General features: G+C 67.2%; 13 protein-coding genes. 9 read left to right on the forward strand and 4 right to left on the reverse strand.

Annotated elements, in window-relative coordinates; genetic code table 11:
- Positions 1 to 7: 7 nt before the first annotated feature.
- On the reverse strand, positions 8 to 1,813 hold the full coding sequence (locus AC2FNJ_RS11515; RefSeq protein ID WP_496764379.1) for an amidohydrolase: 1,806 nt from the start codon (positions 1,811 to 1,813) through the stop codon (positions 8 to 10).
- A 246-nt stretch (positions 1,814 to 2,059) separates the two neighbouring features.
- On the opposite strand from AC2FNJ_RS11515, the gene AC2FNJ_RS11520 reads away from it, so the two are divergent.
- The 8 genes from AC2FNJ_RS11520 to AC2FNJ_RS11555 are packed head-to-tail and all read left to right on the forward strand — an operon-like array spanning position 2,060 to position 10,984.
- A complete protein-coding gene (locus tag AC2FNJ_RS11520) occupies positions 2,060 to 2,521 on the forward strand; it encodes a DUF2946 family protein (RefSeq protein ID WP_496764380.1) in 462 nt (153 codons plus the stop codon).
- On the forward strand, positions 2,512 to 4,689 hold the full coding sequence (locus tag AC2FNJ_RS11525) for a 4Fe-4S binding protein (RefSeq protein WP_496764381.1): 2,178 nt from the start codon (positions 2,512 to 2,514) through the stop codon (positions 4,687 to 4,689). The genes AC2FNJ_RS11520 and AC2FNJ_RS11525 overlap by 10 nt, the downstream gene beginning before the upstream one ends.
- Positions 4,690 to 4,703: 14 nt before the next feature.
- Entirely contained in the window at positions 4,704 to 6,611 is a 1,908-nt protein-coding gene (gene nosZ / locus AC2FNJ_RS11530) for a TAT-dependent nitrous-oxide reductase (protein ID WP_496764382.1), read from the forward strand.
- Position 6,612: 1 nt separating this feature from the next.
- Complete coding sequence (locus tag AC2FNJ_RS11535; RefSeq protein ID WP_496764383.1) at positions 6,613 to 7,869, forward strand: nitrous oxide reductase family maturation protein NosD; 1,257 nt, start codon at positions 6,613 to 6,615, stop codon at positions 7,867 to 7,869.
- The gene (locus AC2FNJ_RS11540; protein WP_496764384.1) at positions 7,859 to 8,752 is read left to right on the forward strand and encodes an ABC transporter ATP-binding protein; all 894 of its coding nucleotides are present in this window, start codon (positions 7,859 to 7,861) and stop codon (positions 8,750 to 8,752) included. Before AC2FNJ_RS11535 ends, AC2FNJ_RS11540 begins: the two co-directional genes overlap by 11 nt.
- Positions 8,749 to 9,570: an ABC transporter permease gene (locus AC2FNJ_RS11545; RefSeq protein WP_496764385.1), complete on the forward strand. Its 822-nt coding sequence runs from the start codon at positions 8,749 to 8,751 to the stop codon at positions 9,568 to 9,570. Before AC2FNJ_RS11540 ends, AC2FNJ_RS11545 begins: the two co-directional genes overlap by 4 nt.
- Positions 9,567 to 10,085 carry a nitrous oxide reductase accessory protein NosL gene (locus tag AC2FNJ_RS11550; protein ID WP_496764386.1) on the forward strand — a complete coding sequence of 173 codons (519 nt, stop codon included), beginning with the start codon at positions 9,567 to 9,569 and terminating at the stop codon, positions 10,083 to 10,085. The genes AC2FNJ_RS11545 and AC2FNJ_RS11550 overlap by 4 nt, the downstream gene beginning before the upstream one ends.
- Positions 10,082 to 10,984 carry an FAD:protein FMN transferase gene (locus AC2FNJ_RS11555; RefSeq protein ID WP_496764387.1) on the forward strand — a complete coding sequence of 301 codons (903 nt, stop codon included), beginning with the start codon at positions 10,082 to 10,084 and terminating at the stop codon, positions 10,982 to 10,984. Before AC2FNJ_RS11550 ends, AC2FNJ_RS11555 begins: the two co-directional genes overlap by 4 nt.
- 22 nt (positions 10,985 to 11,006) lie before the next feature.
- On the opposite strand, the gene AC2FNJ_RS11560 is transcribed toward AC2FNJ_RS11555, so the two are convergent.
- The gene (locus AC2FNJ_RS11560; RefSeq protein WP_496764388.1) at positions 11,007 to 11,840 is read right to left on the reverse strand and encodes a LysR family transcriptional regulator; all 834 of its coding nucleotides are present in this window, start codon (positions 11,838 to 11,840) and stop codon (positions 11,007 to 11,009) included.
- 104 nt (positions 11,841 to 11,944) lie between these two features.
- Between AC2FNJ_RS11560 and AC2FNJ_RS11565 the strand changes: the two genes are divergently transcribed.
- A complete protein-coding gene (locus AC2FNJ_RS11565) occupies positions 11,945 to 12,547 on the forward strand; it encodes an HD domain-containing protein (protein WP_496764389.1) in 603 nt (200 codons plus the stop codon).
- A gap of 3 nt (positions 12,548 to 12,550) precedes the next feature.
- On the opposite strand, the gene AC2FNJ_RS11570 is transcribed toward AC2FNJ_RS11565, so the two are convergent.
- The gene (locus AC2FNJ_RS11570) at positions 12,551 to 14,077 is read right to left on the reverse strand and encodes a trimethylamine methyltransferase family protein (protein WP_496764390.1); all 1,527 of its coding nucleotides are present in this window, start codon (positions 14,075 to 14,077) and stop codon (positions 12,551 to 12,553) included.
- Positions 14,074 to 15,450, reverse strand: a complete 1,377-nt coding sequence (locus AC2FNJ_RS11575) for an MmgE/PrpD family protein (protein WP_496764391.1) — start codon at positions 15,448 to 15,450, stop codon at positions 14,074 to 14,076. The genes AC2FNJ_RS11570 and AC2FNJ_RS11575 overlap by 4 nt, the downstream gene beginning before the upstream one ends.
- Between the last annotated feature and the right edge of the window lie 27 nt (positions 15,451 to 15,477).

Below are 15,477 nucleotides of genomic sequence, written 5' to 3' on the forward strand. Positions count from 1 at the left end.
CCGCACCCTAGATCCGGCCCAGTCCTTCATGGATGGCGTGCAGGAACTCATGCGCAAGCGCCGGATCGGCGGCAAAGGGCGACATCCTCAGATGGCCCTCGCGGACGCCCTCCTCGGCTTCAAAGATCACCTTGTCCTCCTTGATCGTGACCAGCACCTCCAACTCGGCCAGCGTTTCCGGATCGACGGCGGTCGGGTCGTCCGACAGCAGGACGAAATCCGCGATCTTGCCGGCCTCGATGCTGCCCTTGTCGTCTTCCTCGAAATGCTGCCAGGCCGGCCAGATCGTCATCGCCTTGAGCGCGGTCATCACATCGACCCGCTGATGCGGGCCGAGGATGTCGCCGGACCGGGTTCGGCGCGTCACGGTCGCCGCCAGCACCCGCATGCTGTCGGGCAGCGCCACCGGCGCATCGTGATGGGTGCCGAACATCAACCCGCGCTGCCGGATCCAGCCGGTGGGCGAGATGTTCTCCGCATTCACCGGCCCGACCGTGTGATCCCGATGCCAGTCGCCCCAATAGAAGGTGTGCATCGGAAAGACCGACGAAAAAACGCCCAGCCGCTTGTAGCTGTCGATCTGGTCCTCGCGCTGGAACTGGCCGTGGATCAGCACCGGGCGATTGCCCGGATCGCCGTATGTCGCCTGAGCCGACTCCAGCGCCGCGATCAGCATGTCCGACGCGCCCTCGCCATTGGCGTGGGTCAGGATCTGCGCGCCCCGTTCATAGCACCAGTCCACCGCCTCCTGCACCTGCTCCATCGTGACCGAGGCATAGCCGGCATAGCCGGGCGGATAGTCGCCCACCGGATCGTAATAGGGGCGATCGCGCAGCGCGGTGAACCCCTGCGGCGAGCCGTCGATGGTCAGCTTGCACCCGCCCACGCGGACCCGCCCGGTGTACTCCTTCGACACGTTCGCCGCGATATAGTCCCGGTCTTCCAGCACATCCGGATAGGCCACCACGTCAACCTCCAGCCCGCCGGCGGCATCCAGCGCCTTCAGCGCTTCGACCACCGCCGCCGCGCTCCGGCCTTCCTGCGCCGTCGTGTAGCCGTAGCTCGCCCAAAGCTCCGAGCCCGCGCGTGCGAACGCGGTCATCCCGTCCGGCCCCAGTCCGGACAGCATGGGAACGAGCACGGTGAAAAACGCGTATTCCTCCAGAACGCCGTTGGGCTCGCCGGACGGATCGCGCCGGATGACGCCGCCCGCCGGATCGGGGGTCGAGGCATCTATGCCCGCCAGTTCCAGCGCCCTGGAATTGGCCACGCCCAGATGCCCGGACTGGTGGACGATGACGATCGGCAGATCCTCGGACACCGCGTCCAGATCGTCCCGCGTCGGGTGCCGCAATTCGGCCAGCTGCGCATTGTCGTATCCGAAGCCGACCATCATCTTCACTCGGTCCACCGCCTCGGCATTCTGCGCGGCCCAGTCGGTCAACGCCGCCTGAAGGCTGGCAATGTCGGTGACGTCGCCATCCGGCGGGGCCAGCAGATTGGCCGACAGGGCCTGCAGCCCGCCCATGACCACATGCCCGTGACTATCGACGAAGCCGGGCAGCATCGCCCGCCCGTCCAGATCGAAGATCTGCGTCTCGGCGCCCTGATGCCGGGTCAGATCGGCCAGATCGCCCACCGCCAGAATGCGCCCGTCCTTCACCGCCACCGCCTCGGCGGTCGGCCGGGCGTCGGCAATCGTCAGGATCGGCCCACCCGTATAGATCGTGTCGGCAATCTCCTGCGCCGCGCCCGCGCTCGTCCAGGCAAGGGCGGTGCCCAGGGCGGCGGCTTTCCAAACCAGGCTGGTCATTCAATGTCCTCCGGTACTCCGTCAATCAACGTGGTCCGGCCCGGTGCCGGCACCGGGCCTTTGACCTTGCGAAAGGAGTATAGGTCGGACCGGTCAAATGGCGATAGCGGAGGTTTTCCGAACCGAATCAACGACTCGGACCAAAACGTGATCGAAACGGCGGGCACGGCCTGACCAAAGTCAAGTAACCCGTCCGGGCGCAGGCATAGGACTCGGGTCACAGACCAATTCCGAGTCGGATGTTTCATGTTCGCCCGCCGTCCAAACCCTCGTTCCACCGTTCGCGCGTCCCTTAACGTGGCCGGGGTCTTGGGCATCCTCCTGTTGCTGTTGCAACTCATCGCTCCGTCGCTGGCGAGCGCGGAGCAGGGCGAATGGATGGAGATCTGCTCGGAGGCAGGGGCGGTGTGGGTTCAGGTGACTCCGAACCAGGATTCAACCCACACCGCCTCTTGCCCGGATTGCGCGCGCTGCGTCCTGTGCGCCGCGACCGCCGACGCGCCGCTGCCCGACCTGCCCGCGATCGCCCCGATCCGTTTCGTACAAACCGGAAGATACGGGGCTCACGGGGCGTACAAACCGGACGATCCGGCGCAATTCTGGACCCGCGGCCGCGGTCCCCCGCGCATGCCGCACACGAGAACCGACCGCGCCCCGCGCGCGTCCATGGCGTCAACCCAAGCAACCGGAGGTGCGCCGTGGTCGTGAAGCGCGCATTTCATACTCTGCTGGCCCTCGTTCTGTTCTGCCTCGGCGCCGCCACCGCGCAGGCCGACAGCCTCGCCAGCTTCCTTCCCGACATAGACCCGTCCGAACTCGCCCCCGGCGCCGACTCCTTTGGCCCGGTGCGCGACGACGTGAAAGTCGCCCCCGTTCGCAAGGGCGGCGAGACCGTGGCCTGGGCCTTCCTGACCTCGGATTTCGTCGGCACGACCGGCTATTCCGGCAAGCCCATCCACGTGGTCGCCGCCATCGACGGCGATGCGGTTCTGACCGGCGTGAAGCTCGTCAAGCACTCGGAACCCATTGTTCTCATTGGCATTCCCAACTCGCGCATGGTCGATCTGACCGAAGGCTATGCCGGGCTCGATCTCAAGCGCGAGGCGGCGACCGGCGGCGAGGGGCATGACCTCGACATCATTTCCGGCGCGACGGTGACGATCATGGTGATCGACGACAGCCTGGTGCGCGCCGGGATCAAGGTGTCCCGCGCCCTGGGCCTCGGCGGCCTGTCCCCCGTGCAACCGGAAGGCCCCAGGCGCGAAATCGACATGGCCCAGACCGAAACCTATGACTGGGCCACGCTGTCGGGCGACGGCTCGGTGCGGCGGATGACCCTCGACATCGGCCAGATCAACGCGGCGTTCGAGGCCACCGGCGACCAGCGCGCCATCAACCGGCCCGAACCGGGCGCGCCCGACGACACCTTCATCGACATGCACATGGCCCTGGTTTCGGTGCCGTCCATCGGCAAGTCCCTGCTGGGCGAAGCCGAATACCAGAACCTGATGAACTGGCTGGACGAGGGCGAGCACGCCATTCTGGTGCTGGGCCGCGGGGCCTATAGTTTCAAGGGCTCCGGCTATGTCCGCGGCGGGATATTCGACCGCATTCAGCTCATCCAGGGCGACCGGTCGGTGCGGTTCTTCGACCGCCAGCAGCGGCGTCTGGGCGCGGTCGCGGCCCCCGATGCGCCGAGCTTTGCCGAACTCGACATCTTCAAGATCCCCGCCGATGCGGAGTTCGATCCCGCCGCGCCCTTCCGCCTGCAACTGCTGGCGCAACGGGCCGTTGGCGCGGTGGAAAAGACCTTTCTGACCTTCGATCTCGGCTACAAGCTGCCCGAACGCTACCTGCTGCCCGCCGCCGCCCCCGCGGTGGTAGACGACGCCACCGGCGAGGCGGCCGCCAAGACCGCCCTGTGGCAGCGGATCTGGAAGGACCGGCAGGTCGAGATCGCGGTTCTGGGCGTGATGCTGCTGGTGCTGACCGCGACATTCTTCTTCCAGTTCCACGCCACGATGAACGCGCGGGTGTTCTACTGGTTCCGCATCGGGTTCCTGACCATGACCCTGTTCTTCATCGGCTGGTACGCTAATGCCCAACTGAGCGTGGTGAACATTATGGCGCTGGCCGGCAGCCTGCGCAGCGGTTTCACCTGGGATGCCTTCCTGCTCGATCCGCTGGTCTTCGTCCAGTGGTTCGCCGTGGCCGCCGCCCTGCTGTTCTGGGGCCGCGGCGCCTATTGCGGCTGGCTCTGCCCGTTCGGCGCCCTGCAAGAGCTGACCAACAAGATCGCCCGCGCCCTGAAGGTGCCGCAATGGTCGCTGCCCTGGGGCCTGAACGAACGCCTCTGGCCGCTGAAATACATGATCTTCCTGGGTCTGTTCGGCCTGTCCATCGTCTCGATCCCGCTGGCCGAGAAATTCGCCGAGATCGAGCCGTTCAAGACCGCGATCATCCTGAAATTCGTCCGCGAATGGCCGTTCGTGGTCTTTGCCGTCGGCCTGCTGGCGATCGGGCTGTTCGTCGAGCGATTCTACTGCCGCTACCTGTGCGCCCTCGGTGCGGCGCTGGCCATCCCGGCGCGCATCCGCATGTTCGACTGGCTGCGGCGCTACAAGGATTGCGGCAGTCCCTGCCAGACCTGCCGCAACGAATGCCCGGTCCAGGCCATCCACCCGACCGGCGAGATCAACCCGAACGAATGCGTCACCTGCCTGCATTGCCAGGTGCTCTATCAGTCCGAGACCAAGTGTCCCGTCGTCATCCGCCAGCTGAAACGGCGAGCCAAGACCGGGTCGGTCGATCTCAAGACCCCTCTCGGACCACCACCGGCGAACCATCCGAACGCCAAACCGAAAGTAGTTTCCTGAAAGGAGGAACGATCATGTCGGAACACGAGAACAAACTGAACATCACCCGTCGCGGGATGCTGGGGGCCACCGCCACCGGCGCCGTGCTGGCCGGGACCGGTCTGGGTTCGACCCTGATGACCGCGAAAGAGGCCAGCGCCGCGGCCAACGCCGCCCTGGAGCCGGGCGAACTGGATGAATATTACGGCTTCTGGTCCTCGGGCCAGACCGGTGAGCTGCGCATTCTGGGCGTGCCCTCCATGCGCGAGCTGATGCGGGTGCCGGTGTTCAACCGCTGCTCTGCCACCGGCTGGGGCCAGACCAACGAGTCGCTCAAGGTGCTGACCGAAGGGCTGCTGCCGGAAACCAAGGAATACCTCGCCGCCAACGGCAAGGTGACTTATGACAACGGCGACCTGCACCACCCGCACATGTCGTTCACCGATGGCACCTATGACGGCCGCTATCTGTTCATGAACGACAAGGCCAACACCCGCGTGGCCCGCGTGCGCTGCGACGTGATGAAATGCGACAAGATCATCGAGATCCCGAACGCGCATGACATCCACGGCCTGCGCCCGCAGAAATTCCCGCGCACCGGCTATGTCTTCGCCAATGGCGAGCATGAGGCCCCTCTGGTCAACGATGGAGAGATCCTGGACGATCCGTCGCAATACGTGAACATCTTCACCGCCATCGACGGCGACACGATGGAAATCGCGTGGCAGGTGATCGTGTCGGGCAACCTCGACAACACCGACTGCGACTATCAGGGCAAATACGCCTTCTCGACCTCGTACAACTCGGAGATGGGCATGAACCTGGCCGAGATGACCGAGAACGAGCTGGACCACGTGGTCGTCTTCAACCTCAAGGAAATCGAGGCCGGCATCGCCGCGGGCGACTATCAGGAGCTGAACGGTGTCAAGGTCGTCGACGGGCGCAAGGAGTCGGGCAAGAACTACACCCGTTACATCCCGATCCCGAACTCGCCGCACGGCGTGAACGCCGCGCCCGACAAGAAGCACATCATGATCAACGGCAAGCTGTCCCCGACCGTTTCCGTGATCGATGTGGAAAAGGTCGATGCGCTGTTCACGGACAACGCCGATCCGCGTTCCGCCATCGTCGCCGAACCGCAGCTGGGCCTTGGCCCGCTTCACACCGCGTTCGACGGCAAGGGCAACGCCTTTACCACGCTGTTCCTCGACAGCCAGGTGGTGAAGTGGAACATCGACGCCGCCATCCGCCAGTTCGCGGGCGAGGACGTTGACCCGATCCTCGACAAGGTGGACGTGCACTATCAGCCGGGCCACAACTCGACCTCGATGGGCGAAACCGCCGAGGCCGACGGCAAGTGGCTGATCTCGATGAACAAGTTCTCCAAGGACCGGTTCCTGAACGTGGGTCCGCTGAAACCCGAGAACGAGCAGCTGATCGACATCTCCGGCGACAAGATGAAGGTGGTCCATGACGGTCCGACCTTTGCCGAGCCGCATGACTCGATCATCGTGCGTCGCGACATCGTCAACCCGGTCAATGTCTGGGACCGCAACGACCCGATGTGGGAGGATGCCCGCAGACAGGCCGAGGCGGACGGTGTGGTGCTGGAAGACGGCGCCGACGAGCCGATCCGCGACGGCAACAAGGTCCGCGTCTACATGACCTCGACCGCGCCGACCTTCAGCCTGGAGAAGTTCACCGTCAAGCAGGGCGACGAAGTCACGCTCTATGTCACCAACCTCGATGACGTGGACGACGTGACCCACGGGCTGTGCCTGTCGAACTTCGGCATCGCGATGGAAATCGCACCGATGGCCACCGCCTCGGTCACTTTCATCGCCGACCGTCCGGGCGTGCACTGGTTCTATTGCCAGTGGTTCTGCCACGCGCTCCACATGGAGATGCGCGGACGGATGTTCGTCGAGCCTCGGAGCGCCTAAGATGCGCTGGCCCCTGCTCATACCGCTCCTGCTCGGCTCGCCCCTCTGGGCGGCGGATTGGGATGTGCCCAACCGGGCGGGGGCCATCAACGAGATACTGGCGCAGGCGGCGGATGGCGACACCCTCCGCCTGTCGCCCGGCACGTACAAAGAGCGGTTGGTTCTGGACCGGCCCGTCACCATCGACGGGCAGGGCCGGGCCACCATCGACGGACAGGGCACCGGCAGCGTCATCACCGTGACCGGCCCGGACGTGACCCTGCGCGGGTTGACGGTGATCGGCTCGGGTTCGGACCATGACGGCATCGACAGCGGCATCCAGCTGACCAAGACCGCCCGCGCGGCCGTGGTCGAGGACAACGTGCTGATCGGCAACCTCTACGGTGTCGATATCCACGGCGCGGATGACAGCATCGTGCGCGGCAACCGGATCGAAGGCCGTCAGGACCGCCACATGAACGCGCGCGGCAATGGCGTCTACGTCTGGAACGCCCCCGGCGCGGTGGTCGAAGACAACGACATCCAGTATGGCCGCGACGGCATCTTCGTGAACTCGTCCAAGAAAAACGTGTTCCGCAACAACCTGTTCCGCGACCTGCGCTTTGCCGTGCACTACATGTATGCCGACCATTCCGAGGTTTCGGGCAATGTCTCGATCGGCAACGATCTGGGCTATGCGGTGATGTTCACCAAGCGCGTGAAGGTCATCGACAACGTGTCCATCGACGACCGCGAACACGGCGTCATGCTGAACTACGCCAACCAGAGCGTGATCTCGGGCAATGTGGTGATGGGTGCGAAAGAGAAGTGCACCTTCCTCTACAATGCCAACAAGAACGAGTTTTCGGACAACTGGTTCCAGGGATGCGGCATCGGCATCCACTTCACCGCCGGGTCCGAAGGCAACCGCATCGTCGGCAACGCCTTTGTCGGCAACCGGACGCAGGTGAAATACGTCTCGACCCGCTGGGTCGAATGGTCCGAGGACGGGCGCGGCAACTACTGGTCCGATTTCGCCGCCTATGACGTGAACGGCGACGGCATCGCCGACGCCCCTTATCGCCCCAATGACTCGATGGACCATGTGCTGTGGACCCAACCCTCAGCCAAGCTGCTGCTCGGTTCCCCCGCCGTGCAGCTGGTGCGCTGGTCGCAATCCGCGTTCCCGGCGCTGCTGCCGGGCGGCGTGATCGACAGCAATCCCCTGATGCAAGCCCCCCAACCCCCAGCCATGCAAAAGGTGCCTCATGACGGATAAGGCCCTGACCATCCGACACGTCTGCAAGGACCGCGGCAGGATCCGCGTCCTCAGCGATATCGACCTGATCCTTGCCCCCGGCGAGCGTGTTGCGCTCCTGGGCCACAACGGCGCGGGCAAATCGACCCTCATCAAGTCCATCCTCGGGTTGATCCCGGTCGATGGCGGAACCATCCGCGTGGGCGAAGCCGCCCCCGGCAGCGCCGCCGCCCGCCGCGACACGGCCTATCTGCCCGAGGCGGTCTCGTTCCATCCGGCGCTGACCGGGCGCGAGCAGCTGACCCTGTTCGCCCGGCTCTCGGGCGAGGGCGCCGACATTCCCGGCCTGCTCGAACGGGTCGGGCTCGGTGACGCGCTCGACCGGCGCATCGGCACCTATTCCAAGGGGATGCGGCAGCGTCTGGGCCTGGCGCAGGTGCTGCTGGGTCGGCCGAAGCTGGCCTTGCTGGACGAACCGACCAGCGGGCTCGATCCGCTGTCGCGCCAGGATCTCTATGCCATCATCGACGAGCTGGCCGGGCAGGGGACGGCGGTGCTGATCGCCAGCCACGCCCTGACCGAGGTCGAGGCCCGCACCGACCGCATCGCCATCATGCGCAAGGGCCGGATGGTGGCCGACGACACGCTGGCCAACCTGTCGGCGCTGGCCGGGCTGCCGATCCGGCTGCGGGTCCGCGCCACCGACAATGCCGAGGCGCTGGCCGCGGAACTGGGCGGCAGCCGCATCAACGGCGCGTCGGTCGAACTGCTGTGCTTGCCCGCCGACAAGATGGAGGCGCTGCGCCGTATCGCCGGTCTGGGCGAGGCGGTGGCGGATGTCGAGATGACGCCGCCCCGGCTCGAAGACCTCTATCGCCACTACGCACGGGAGGAGTTGCAATGACCCGCTTTCTTGCCATCACCCGCGCCGAAATGCTGATCCTGCGCCGCAACCGCTGGCTGCTGGTCGCGACCCTGATCATGGTGCTGTTCGCGCTGGCCCTGACCTTTGCGGGCAGCGCCCCCACCGGCACGCTGGGCGTGGACATGCTGACAGTCTCGGTTGCCTCGATGACCACCCTGTCGGTCTATCTCGCGCCGCTCCTGGCGCTGATGATCTCGTTCGACGCCATCGCCGGCGACGTGGACCGGGGCAGCCTGGCGCTGCTGCTGTCCTATCCGGCCGGGCGCGGCGAAATCCTGCTGGGCAAGTTCGCCGCCCATCTGGCGGCGCTCGCCTTTGCCATGACCGTGGGCTTCGGCACCGCCGGCGCGGTCGCCGCCTGGTTCGGCGGCGCCGGCCCCGAAAGCCTGACGGCGCTGTTGCGCCTCATCCTCACTTCCATCCTGCTGGGCGCCGTGTTCCTGGCGCTGGGATACCTGCTGTCGGCCCTGGCACGGGGCGCCACGGCGGCGGCGGGTCTGTCGGCCGGGCTCTGGCTCGTCTTTGTCGTCCTCTACGATCTCGGCCTGCTGGGGGCCGTGGTCATGGATCAGGGCGGCACCTTCACCCAATCCGTCTTTCCCTGGGTGATGGTGGCCAACCCGGCCGACGCATTCCGTCTGTGGAACATCGCCGCAACCGAAGGCGTGGCCATGGCATCCGGCATGACCGGCGCGGCGCAGGCCCTGCCGGCCTGGGCGGCGCCCGCCTCGCTGCTGATCTGGCCGGTGCTGGGTTTTGGCCTGGCCCGGCTCGCTTTCCGGAGGGTCGAACCATGAAACGTATCGCCCTGATCGCCTTGGTCGCTCTCGCGGCCTGCAAAGAAGAACAGGCCGCCGCGCCGCCCGCGCCGATGGACCTGACCGAAACCGCGCTCAGCTATTTCTGCCAGATGAACGTGGCCGAACATGGCGGCCCCAAGGGGCAGATCCACTTGCAGGGCCATCCCGCACCGCTGTTCTTCGCGCAGGTGCGCGACATGCTGGCCTATCTCAAAAGCCCCGAGCGCGACGCCGAAATCACCGCCGTCTATGTTAGCGACATGGGCGTGGCCCCCAGCTGGGCCTCGCCGGGCATCTCCAACTGGATCGCCGCCGAGGGCGCGACCTTCGTCGTCGGCGCCGATGTCGCCGGCGGCATGGGCGCCCCCGAGGTGGTGCCCTTTGCCGATCCCGGCGCCGCGGAAGATTTCATCGCCCGCTACGGCGGTTCGGCCATGCGACTGGCCGACATCCCGGATGCCGAGGTTCTCGGCCCGGTCGATCTGGACATGACACTGGAGACCCCGGCATGACCCGCCTATCCCGCCGTCGTTTTCTGACCATCTCGGCCGCCTGCGCGGCGCTGCCCGCAGGTGCCATTGGCGCACCGGTTGCCCGGTGGCGCGGAACCGCGCTGGGGGCCGGGGCCAGCCTGCGCATCGAAGGATTGGACGACGCGCAGGCTGCGCCCGTCATTGCCGCGGTCGAGGCGCAACTGGACCGGCTGGAGCGGATCTTCAGCCTCTACCGGCCCGACTCGCAGTTGAGCCGGTTGAACGCCGCGGGCCACTTGTCATCCCCCGCGCCGGAACTGCTGGACGTGCTGAGCCTGTGCGCGGCGCTGCACCAGGCCACCGGCGGCGCCTTCGACCCGACGGTGCAGCCGCTCTGGATGGCGCTGGCCCTTGGCCGGCCCCGCGCCGAGATCGAACAGGCCCGCGCCTCCGTTGGTTGGGACAAGGTGCGGGTGCGCCCCGACAGCGTGCGTCTGGCCCGGCCCGGCACATCCGCGCTGACGCTGAACGGAATCGCCCAGGGCGCGATCACCGACCGCATCGCCGATCTGCTGCGGGCGCACGGGCTGACCGACGTGCTGGTGGACATGGGCGAGATCGCGGCGCTGGGCACACGCGCCGACGGGGCGGCCTGGCGCGTCGGCCTGCTCGGGCCCGACCGGGCGGTGCGGCAGCGGATCACCCTCAGCGACCGCGCCGTGGCCACCTCGGCCCCTGACGCCACCATGCTGAGCGCCGGGCAGGGGCATATCCTCGACCCACGCGGCGGCGTGTCCTTGCATCGGGCGGTCTCGGTTTCGGCCCCCGGCGCGGCCGTGGCGGACGGGCTTTCGACGGCCTTCTGCCTCCTGCCCCGAGACCGCATGGCCGAGGCTCTGGCGCGCTTTCCGGGGGCCAGGCTGGAGATGCTGATCTGACATCCAGGGCCGGAACCGGCGTTCACTCGCGCAGCGCCTCAAGGCAGCTCAGCAACTCGTCGATCAGTTCCCGAACCTCGGCGTCCGGGCGGGACACGAGGTAGAGCGGCAGCATCAAGTCGCGCGCTCCGGGCACCGGCACCAACGCACCGGACTCGACATGCTCGGCAACCACGCCAGCCGGGAAGAACCCCCGCCCGCCGCGCCGGAGCACATAGCGCAACGCCATCATGCAGTTGCCCAGAAAGATCGTCTGCCCCGAGGCGGCCCGCGCCGCCCCGCGCACGTGATCCTGGTAGAGGTCGCCAAGCTCCAGATTGACGAACAGCGGCGGCACGCCGTCCGAGGCGCCCGGCGTTTCCACCAGGATCAGCCGTTCGGGCGGCAGCGCATGACAGATCGTGCGCGCATCGCCCGGTTTCTCGTGCGTCAGCGCGGCGTCGAGGACATGGGTGGCGACCGCATCCACCATGTTCAGGTCGTGATCGTAATTCAGGGTCAGCAGCAGCTTGCCGAAATGCTCCTCGAAACTGACCGCCAGATCCACCAGCAGCGGATCCCAGATGCTCAGCTGCGCCCCCAGCCTAAAGGCGACCCGGTTCTGCGTCTGCGCCGGCAGATCGTTCGATGCGAAGGACCACAGCGACACCATCTGCTCGGCATAGGGCCGGAACTGGCGTCCGAACTCCGTCAGCGCGGTGCCGCCGACGCCGCGCGTGAACAGGGCCTTGCCGGTCGCCTCCTCGATCTGCCGGATGCGGGCGCTGACCGCGGTTTGCGTCACGTTCAGCCGCCGCGCGGCCGCGTGAAAGCCGCCGGTATCGGCCACGCACAGAAAGGTTGTCAGCGCCTTCATCTGCATGTGAAAGTATTTTTTTATCGGAATGATAAAATCAATTCATTTTTTTGCGCAACGCGACTCGTCTATCCTCTCGGCAGATTCAGGCCAGAGGACAGATCATGCTGGACAAGACCCACAAACCCACCTGGACCACGTTCGAAGAGGCGACCAAGGCCGATTGGGACGCGGTCATGGCATATGAGGAAGCCTACAACGCCGCCCTGCCGGACCGCATTCTCGACGCCATCCGCTCGCTGGACGAGGACTGGACGCCCTATCCGGTGAACCGCTATCAGCACTGCCTTCAGGCCGCGACCCGCGCCTACGAAGACGGTGCGGACGAGGAACTGGTGGTGGCCGCGCTGGTGCATGACATCGGCGACATCCTGTCGCCCTACAATCACGGTGAGCTCTCGGCGGCGATGATGAAGCCCTATGTCAGCGACCGCACCCACTGGATTCTCAAGCATCACTGCGTCTTCCAGGGCTATTACTACAACCACCACCTGGGCGGCGACCGCAACGCCCGCGACAAGTACCGTGACAGCCCCTATTGGGAGGATTGCCGGTATTTCTGTCACGAGTACGACCAAAAGGCGTTCGATCCGGACTACCCGACCAGGCCGCTGGAATTCTTCGAACCGATGCTGCGCCGCGTCCTGAACCGGGGCGAAGGCCATATGGAGCTGAACGAAACCGCCGAGGACGGCAGAACCGGGTAAGCGTCAGGGCAGGCGGATCGGATAGATCCGCCTGATCTCGGCATCCACCTCGGGCGGGATATGTGACGGCGGCGGCGCGGCCAGCAGGGCGCGCGTCCTGTCCCGCGCCCGGTCCAGCAGATCCTCGGGGTTCGACGCCCCCCACTCCTGCGGCGTCCGCCGGTCGGCCATGGCCGGGTAATAGTAATCCGACTGCATCCGGTCCAGCGTCTGCCCGGCGCCCAGAAAATGCCCCGGCCCGGTCACGCAGACCTCGCGGATCACGTCAAAGGCCAGCGTGTCCTCGGTCACGTCGATCCCCCGCGTCGCCCGCAGGACCGAGCCGATCAGGTCGTTGTCCAGCACGAAACTTTCCTTGGACGCCGCCAGCAGCGACCCGTACATGCCCGCCGCCTCGTAGATCAGGTTGGCGCCGGCCAGCGCGCTGAGCAGTTCGGTGATGCCCTTTTCGTAGCCGGCCTGGAAATCCGGCATCTTGCTGTCGGTCATCCCCGCCGAGACCGCGCAGGGAATGCCGTAGAACTGCGCCATCTGCGCACAGGCGGCCATCAGCACGCCCTGTTCCGCCGAGCCGCCCGACATCGCCCCGGTGCGCAGGTCGCTGACGAAGGGCAGCGCGCCGAACAGGGCCGGGTGGCCGGGGTTCAGCAGGTTGACATAGACCAGACCGGCCAGCACCTCGGCGGTCTGCTGCGCCACCGCGCCCGCCAGCGGCGCGGGCGAGGTCGCGCCGGCCTGGCCGGCCGAGACCAGCTTCAGCGGCGTGCCGGTCTCGGCGGCGCATTCGATGATGCCCAGCGCCTCTTCGGCGAAGGTGAGCGGCGGGACGACGAAACAGGTCGAGACGCAGCAGAACGGCCTGGCCCGCCACGCGGCCTCGCCGCCGGCGATGCGGTGAAAGATGTCGATGGCGTCGCGCATCGTCCGGGCCGAACTGAACGAGGTGCCGATGGGCTTGGCGGTGCCCGACGCGCAGGCATAGGCGGTGTTCAGCTCCATCTCGTGCGGATCGGTCAGGTCGCGCGCCACCACGGTGCGCTGGAACATGTGGATGTTGGGCAGCGCCTCGGCCAGCCGCGCCATGTCCCAGAGATCCTGCAAGGTGCTGTCGCGCACCCTGCGCGTTTCGCTGTCGATGATGTGCACCGCCGCGCCCGAGGTGCCCAGATGGATACGGGTGCCGGACGGGTCGAGGTCGTGTTCGGGCCGCTGACCGTACAGCTTGAACCCGCGCCCCGCCGTTTCCAACACGGTCTCCACCGTGGCGCGCGGAAACAGCAGCCGCCCCGTCTCGGTCAACCGGCCGCCCGCCGCCGTCACGGTGTCGATGCAGCGCGGGGTGGCGCGGGCCAGCCCCACCTCGGCCAGAATGCGCAGGGCGGTGTCGTGGATGGCCCGGATGCCGTCCTGCGGGATCGGGCGATAGCGCCCGCCCTCGATCCCCGGCCAGATCGCGGCGGTGGGACCGGACCCGGCGCCGTTGACCCGTTCCGCGCGCCGAGCGGCGCGGCCGGACCGCAGCCGGCTCATCCTTCGGCCTCCAGCGGTCTCAGCAGGTCGAGGATCGACGGTGCGTCCGGCCACGCCAACACTGCATCGACCACGCCGGCGCCCAACGGCCCCGCATTGGCCAGAAACTTGGCGCGCAGCTGGTCCGGGCGCATCGGGTTCTGCGGCGCCCCGACCGGATAGGCGCAGGCCGCGCTCAGGCGCTGGCCGTCCCTCAGCGTGACGGTCAGCCGGTCGGGCTCGTCCGGGTCATAGTTCAGATGCGGCCGCGCGGGCCGGACCGGATGCACATGGGTGCGTGCGATCAGCCCGGCGATGTCGGGCGCCTCCCAGACCGGGCGCTCAACATCCGCCAGCGTCAGCGCCTGCCGCGCCAGCCCCATGGCGCAGACGAAAGGCAGGCTGAACAGGGCCTCGGCGCGCGTCGCCGGCATCGCGAAGGGCAGGATCGCATGGTGGAAATCGGGCAGATGCGCATCGATCCGTTCGATCTCGTCCGGCGAGCCGATCCGCGGGGCAAGCTCCAGCGCGCAGGTCATGATCCGGTGGGTATAGCCGCAACTGGGCCAGGGTTTCAGGATCAGCCCGTAGTCCCCCAGCGCCAGCGGTTCGCCCAGCCGCGCCAGCGCCTCCTCCAGCCGGGCGCGGTCGCAGGTGCCGGTCAGAGCGGCCATGCCCCTGGGATGATCCAGCACATGCCGCTGCCCGGTGACGCCCGCCCGGGCCAGCAAGGCGCAGTCCAGCCCCGCCTGCGCGGCGAATCCCGCCTGCATCGGCTTGGCATGCGACCCGAACTGGCAGGTATAGCCCGCCGCCCGGCTGGTCGCCAGCGACAGCGCATGGCTCGCCTGTTCCGGTCCGAGCCGCAGCAGCCGCGCCACCGCAGCCGCCGCGCCCAGCGCCCCCAAAGTCGCGGTGGTGTGCCAGCCGCGGTCGTAATGCTCGAAATTCATCGCCTCGCCCAGCCGCGCGATCACCTCGAACCCGGCCAGATAGGCGGGCACCAGATCCGCGCCCGAGGTGTCGGCCCCGGCGGCGGCCAGCAGGGCGGGCAGGATCACCACGCTCGGATGGGTATTGCCGGGAATCTCCCAATCGTCGAAATCCAGCGCGTGCCCGGCGGTGGCATTGGCCAGCGCGGCGGCCGAACGCCCGACCCGCAGCCCCGTGCCGTAGACGGCCTGCGTCCCATCGCCCATGGCGCGTGCGGCGGCCTGCGCGCTGCGGGCGACGGATGTGCTCGCCCCCACGGCGATGCAGCCCAGAACGTCGAACACCCCTTCGCGCAGGATGCCCCGCACCCGGTCATCCGGCACCTGCGAAAAACCCGACACGAATGCGCCCAGCCGCTCCAGCGCAGTTGCCGTCGGGACATATGACCGGGTGTCCGGCATCGTGTCTCCACCAAAACACGTTTCCGC

Source organism: Ruegeria sp. BHSB196 (assembly GCF_059613135.1).

Bases quoted from the DNA above. Each gene is read 5' to 3' on its own strand.
- AC2FNJ_RS11515 (WP_496764379.1), bottom strand. From the start codon at position 1,813: ATGACCAGCCTGGTTTGGAAAGCCGCCGCCCTGGGCACCGCCCTTGCC.
- AC2FNJ_RS11520 (WP_496764380.1), top strand. From the start codon at position 2,060: ATGTTCGCCCGCCGTCCAAACCCTCGTTCCACCGTTCGCGCGTCCCTT.
- nosZ (WP_496764382.1), top strand. From the start codon at position 4,704: ATGTCGGAACACGAGAACAAACTGAACATCACCCGTCGCGGGATGCTG.
- AC2FNJ_RS11535 (WP_496764383.1), top strand. From the start codon at position 6,613: ATGCGCTGGCCCCTGCTCATACCGCTCCTGCTCGGCTCGCCCCTCTGG.
- AC2FNJ_RS11540 (WP_496764384.1), top strand. From the start codon at position 7,859: ATGACGGATAAGGCCCTGACCATCCGACACGTCTGCAAGGACCGCGGC.
- AC2FNJ_RS11545 (WP_496764385.1), top strand. From the start codon at position 8,749: ATGACCCGCTTTCTTGCCATCACCCGCGCCGAAATGCTGATCCTGCGC.
- AC2FNJ_RS11550 (WP_496764386.1), top strand. From the start codon at position 9,567: ATGAAACGTATCGCCCTGATCGCCTTGGTCGCTCTCGCGGCCTGCAAA.
- AC2FNJ_RS11555 (WP_496764387.1), top strand. From the start codon at position 10,082: ATGACCCGCCTATCCCGCCGTCGTTTTCTGACCATCTCGGCCGCCTGC.
- AC2FNJ_RS11560 (WP_496764388.1), bottom strand. From the start codon at position 11,840: ATGAAGGCGCTGACAACCTTTCTGTGCGTGGCCGATACCGGCGGCTTT.
- AC2FNJ_RS11565 (WP_496764389.1), top strand. From the start codon at position 11,945: ATGCTGGACAAGACCCACAAACCCACCTGGACCACGTTCGAAGAGGCG.
- AC2FNJ_RS11570 (WP_496764390.1), bottom strand. From the start codon at position 14,077: ATGAGCCGGCTGCGGTCCGGCCGCGCCGCTCGGCGCGCGGAACGGGTC.
- AC2FNJ_RS11575 (WP_496764391.1), bottom strand. From the start codon at position 15,450: ATGCCGGACACCCGGTCATATGTCCCGACGGCAACTGCGCTGGAGCGG.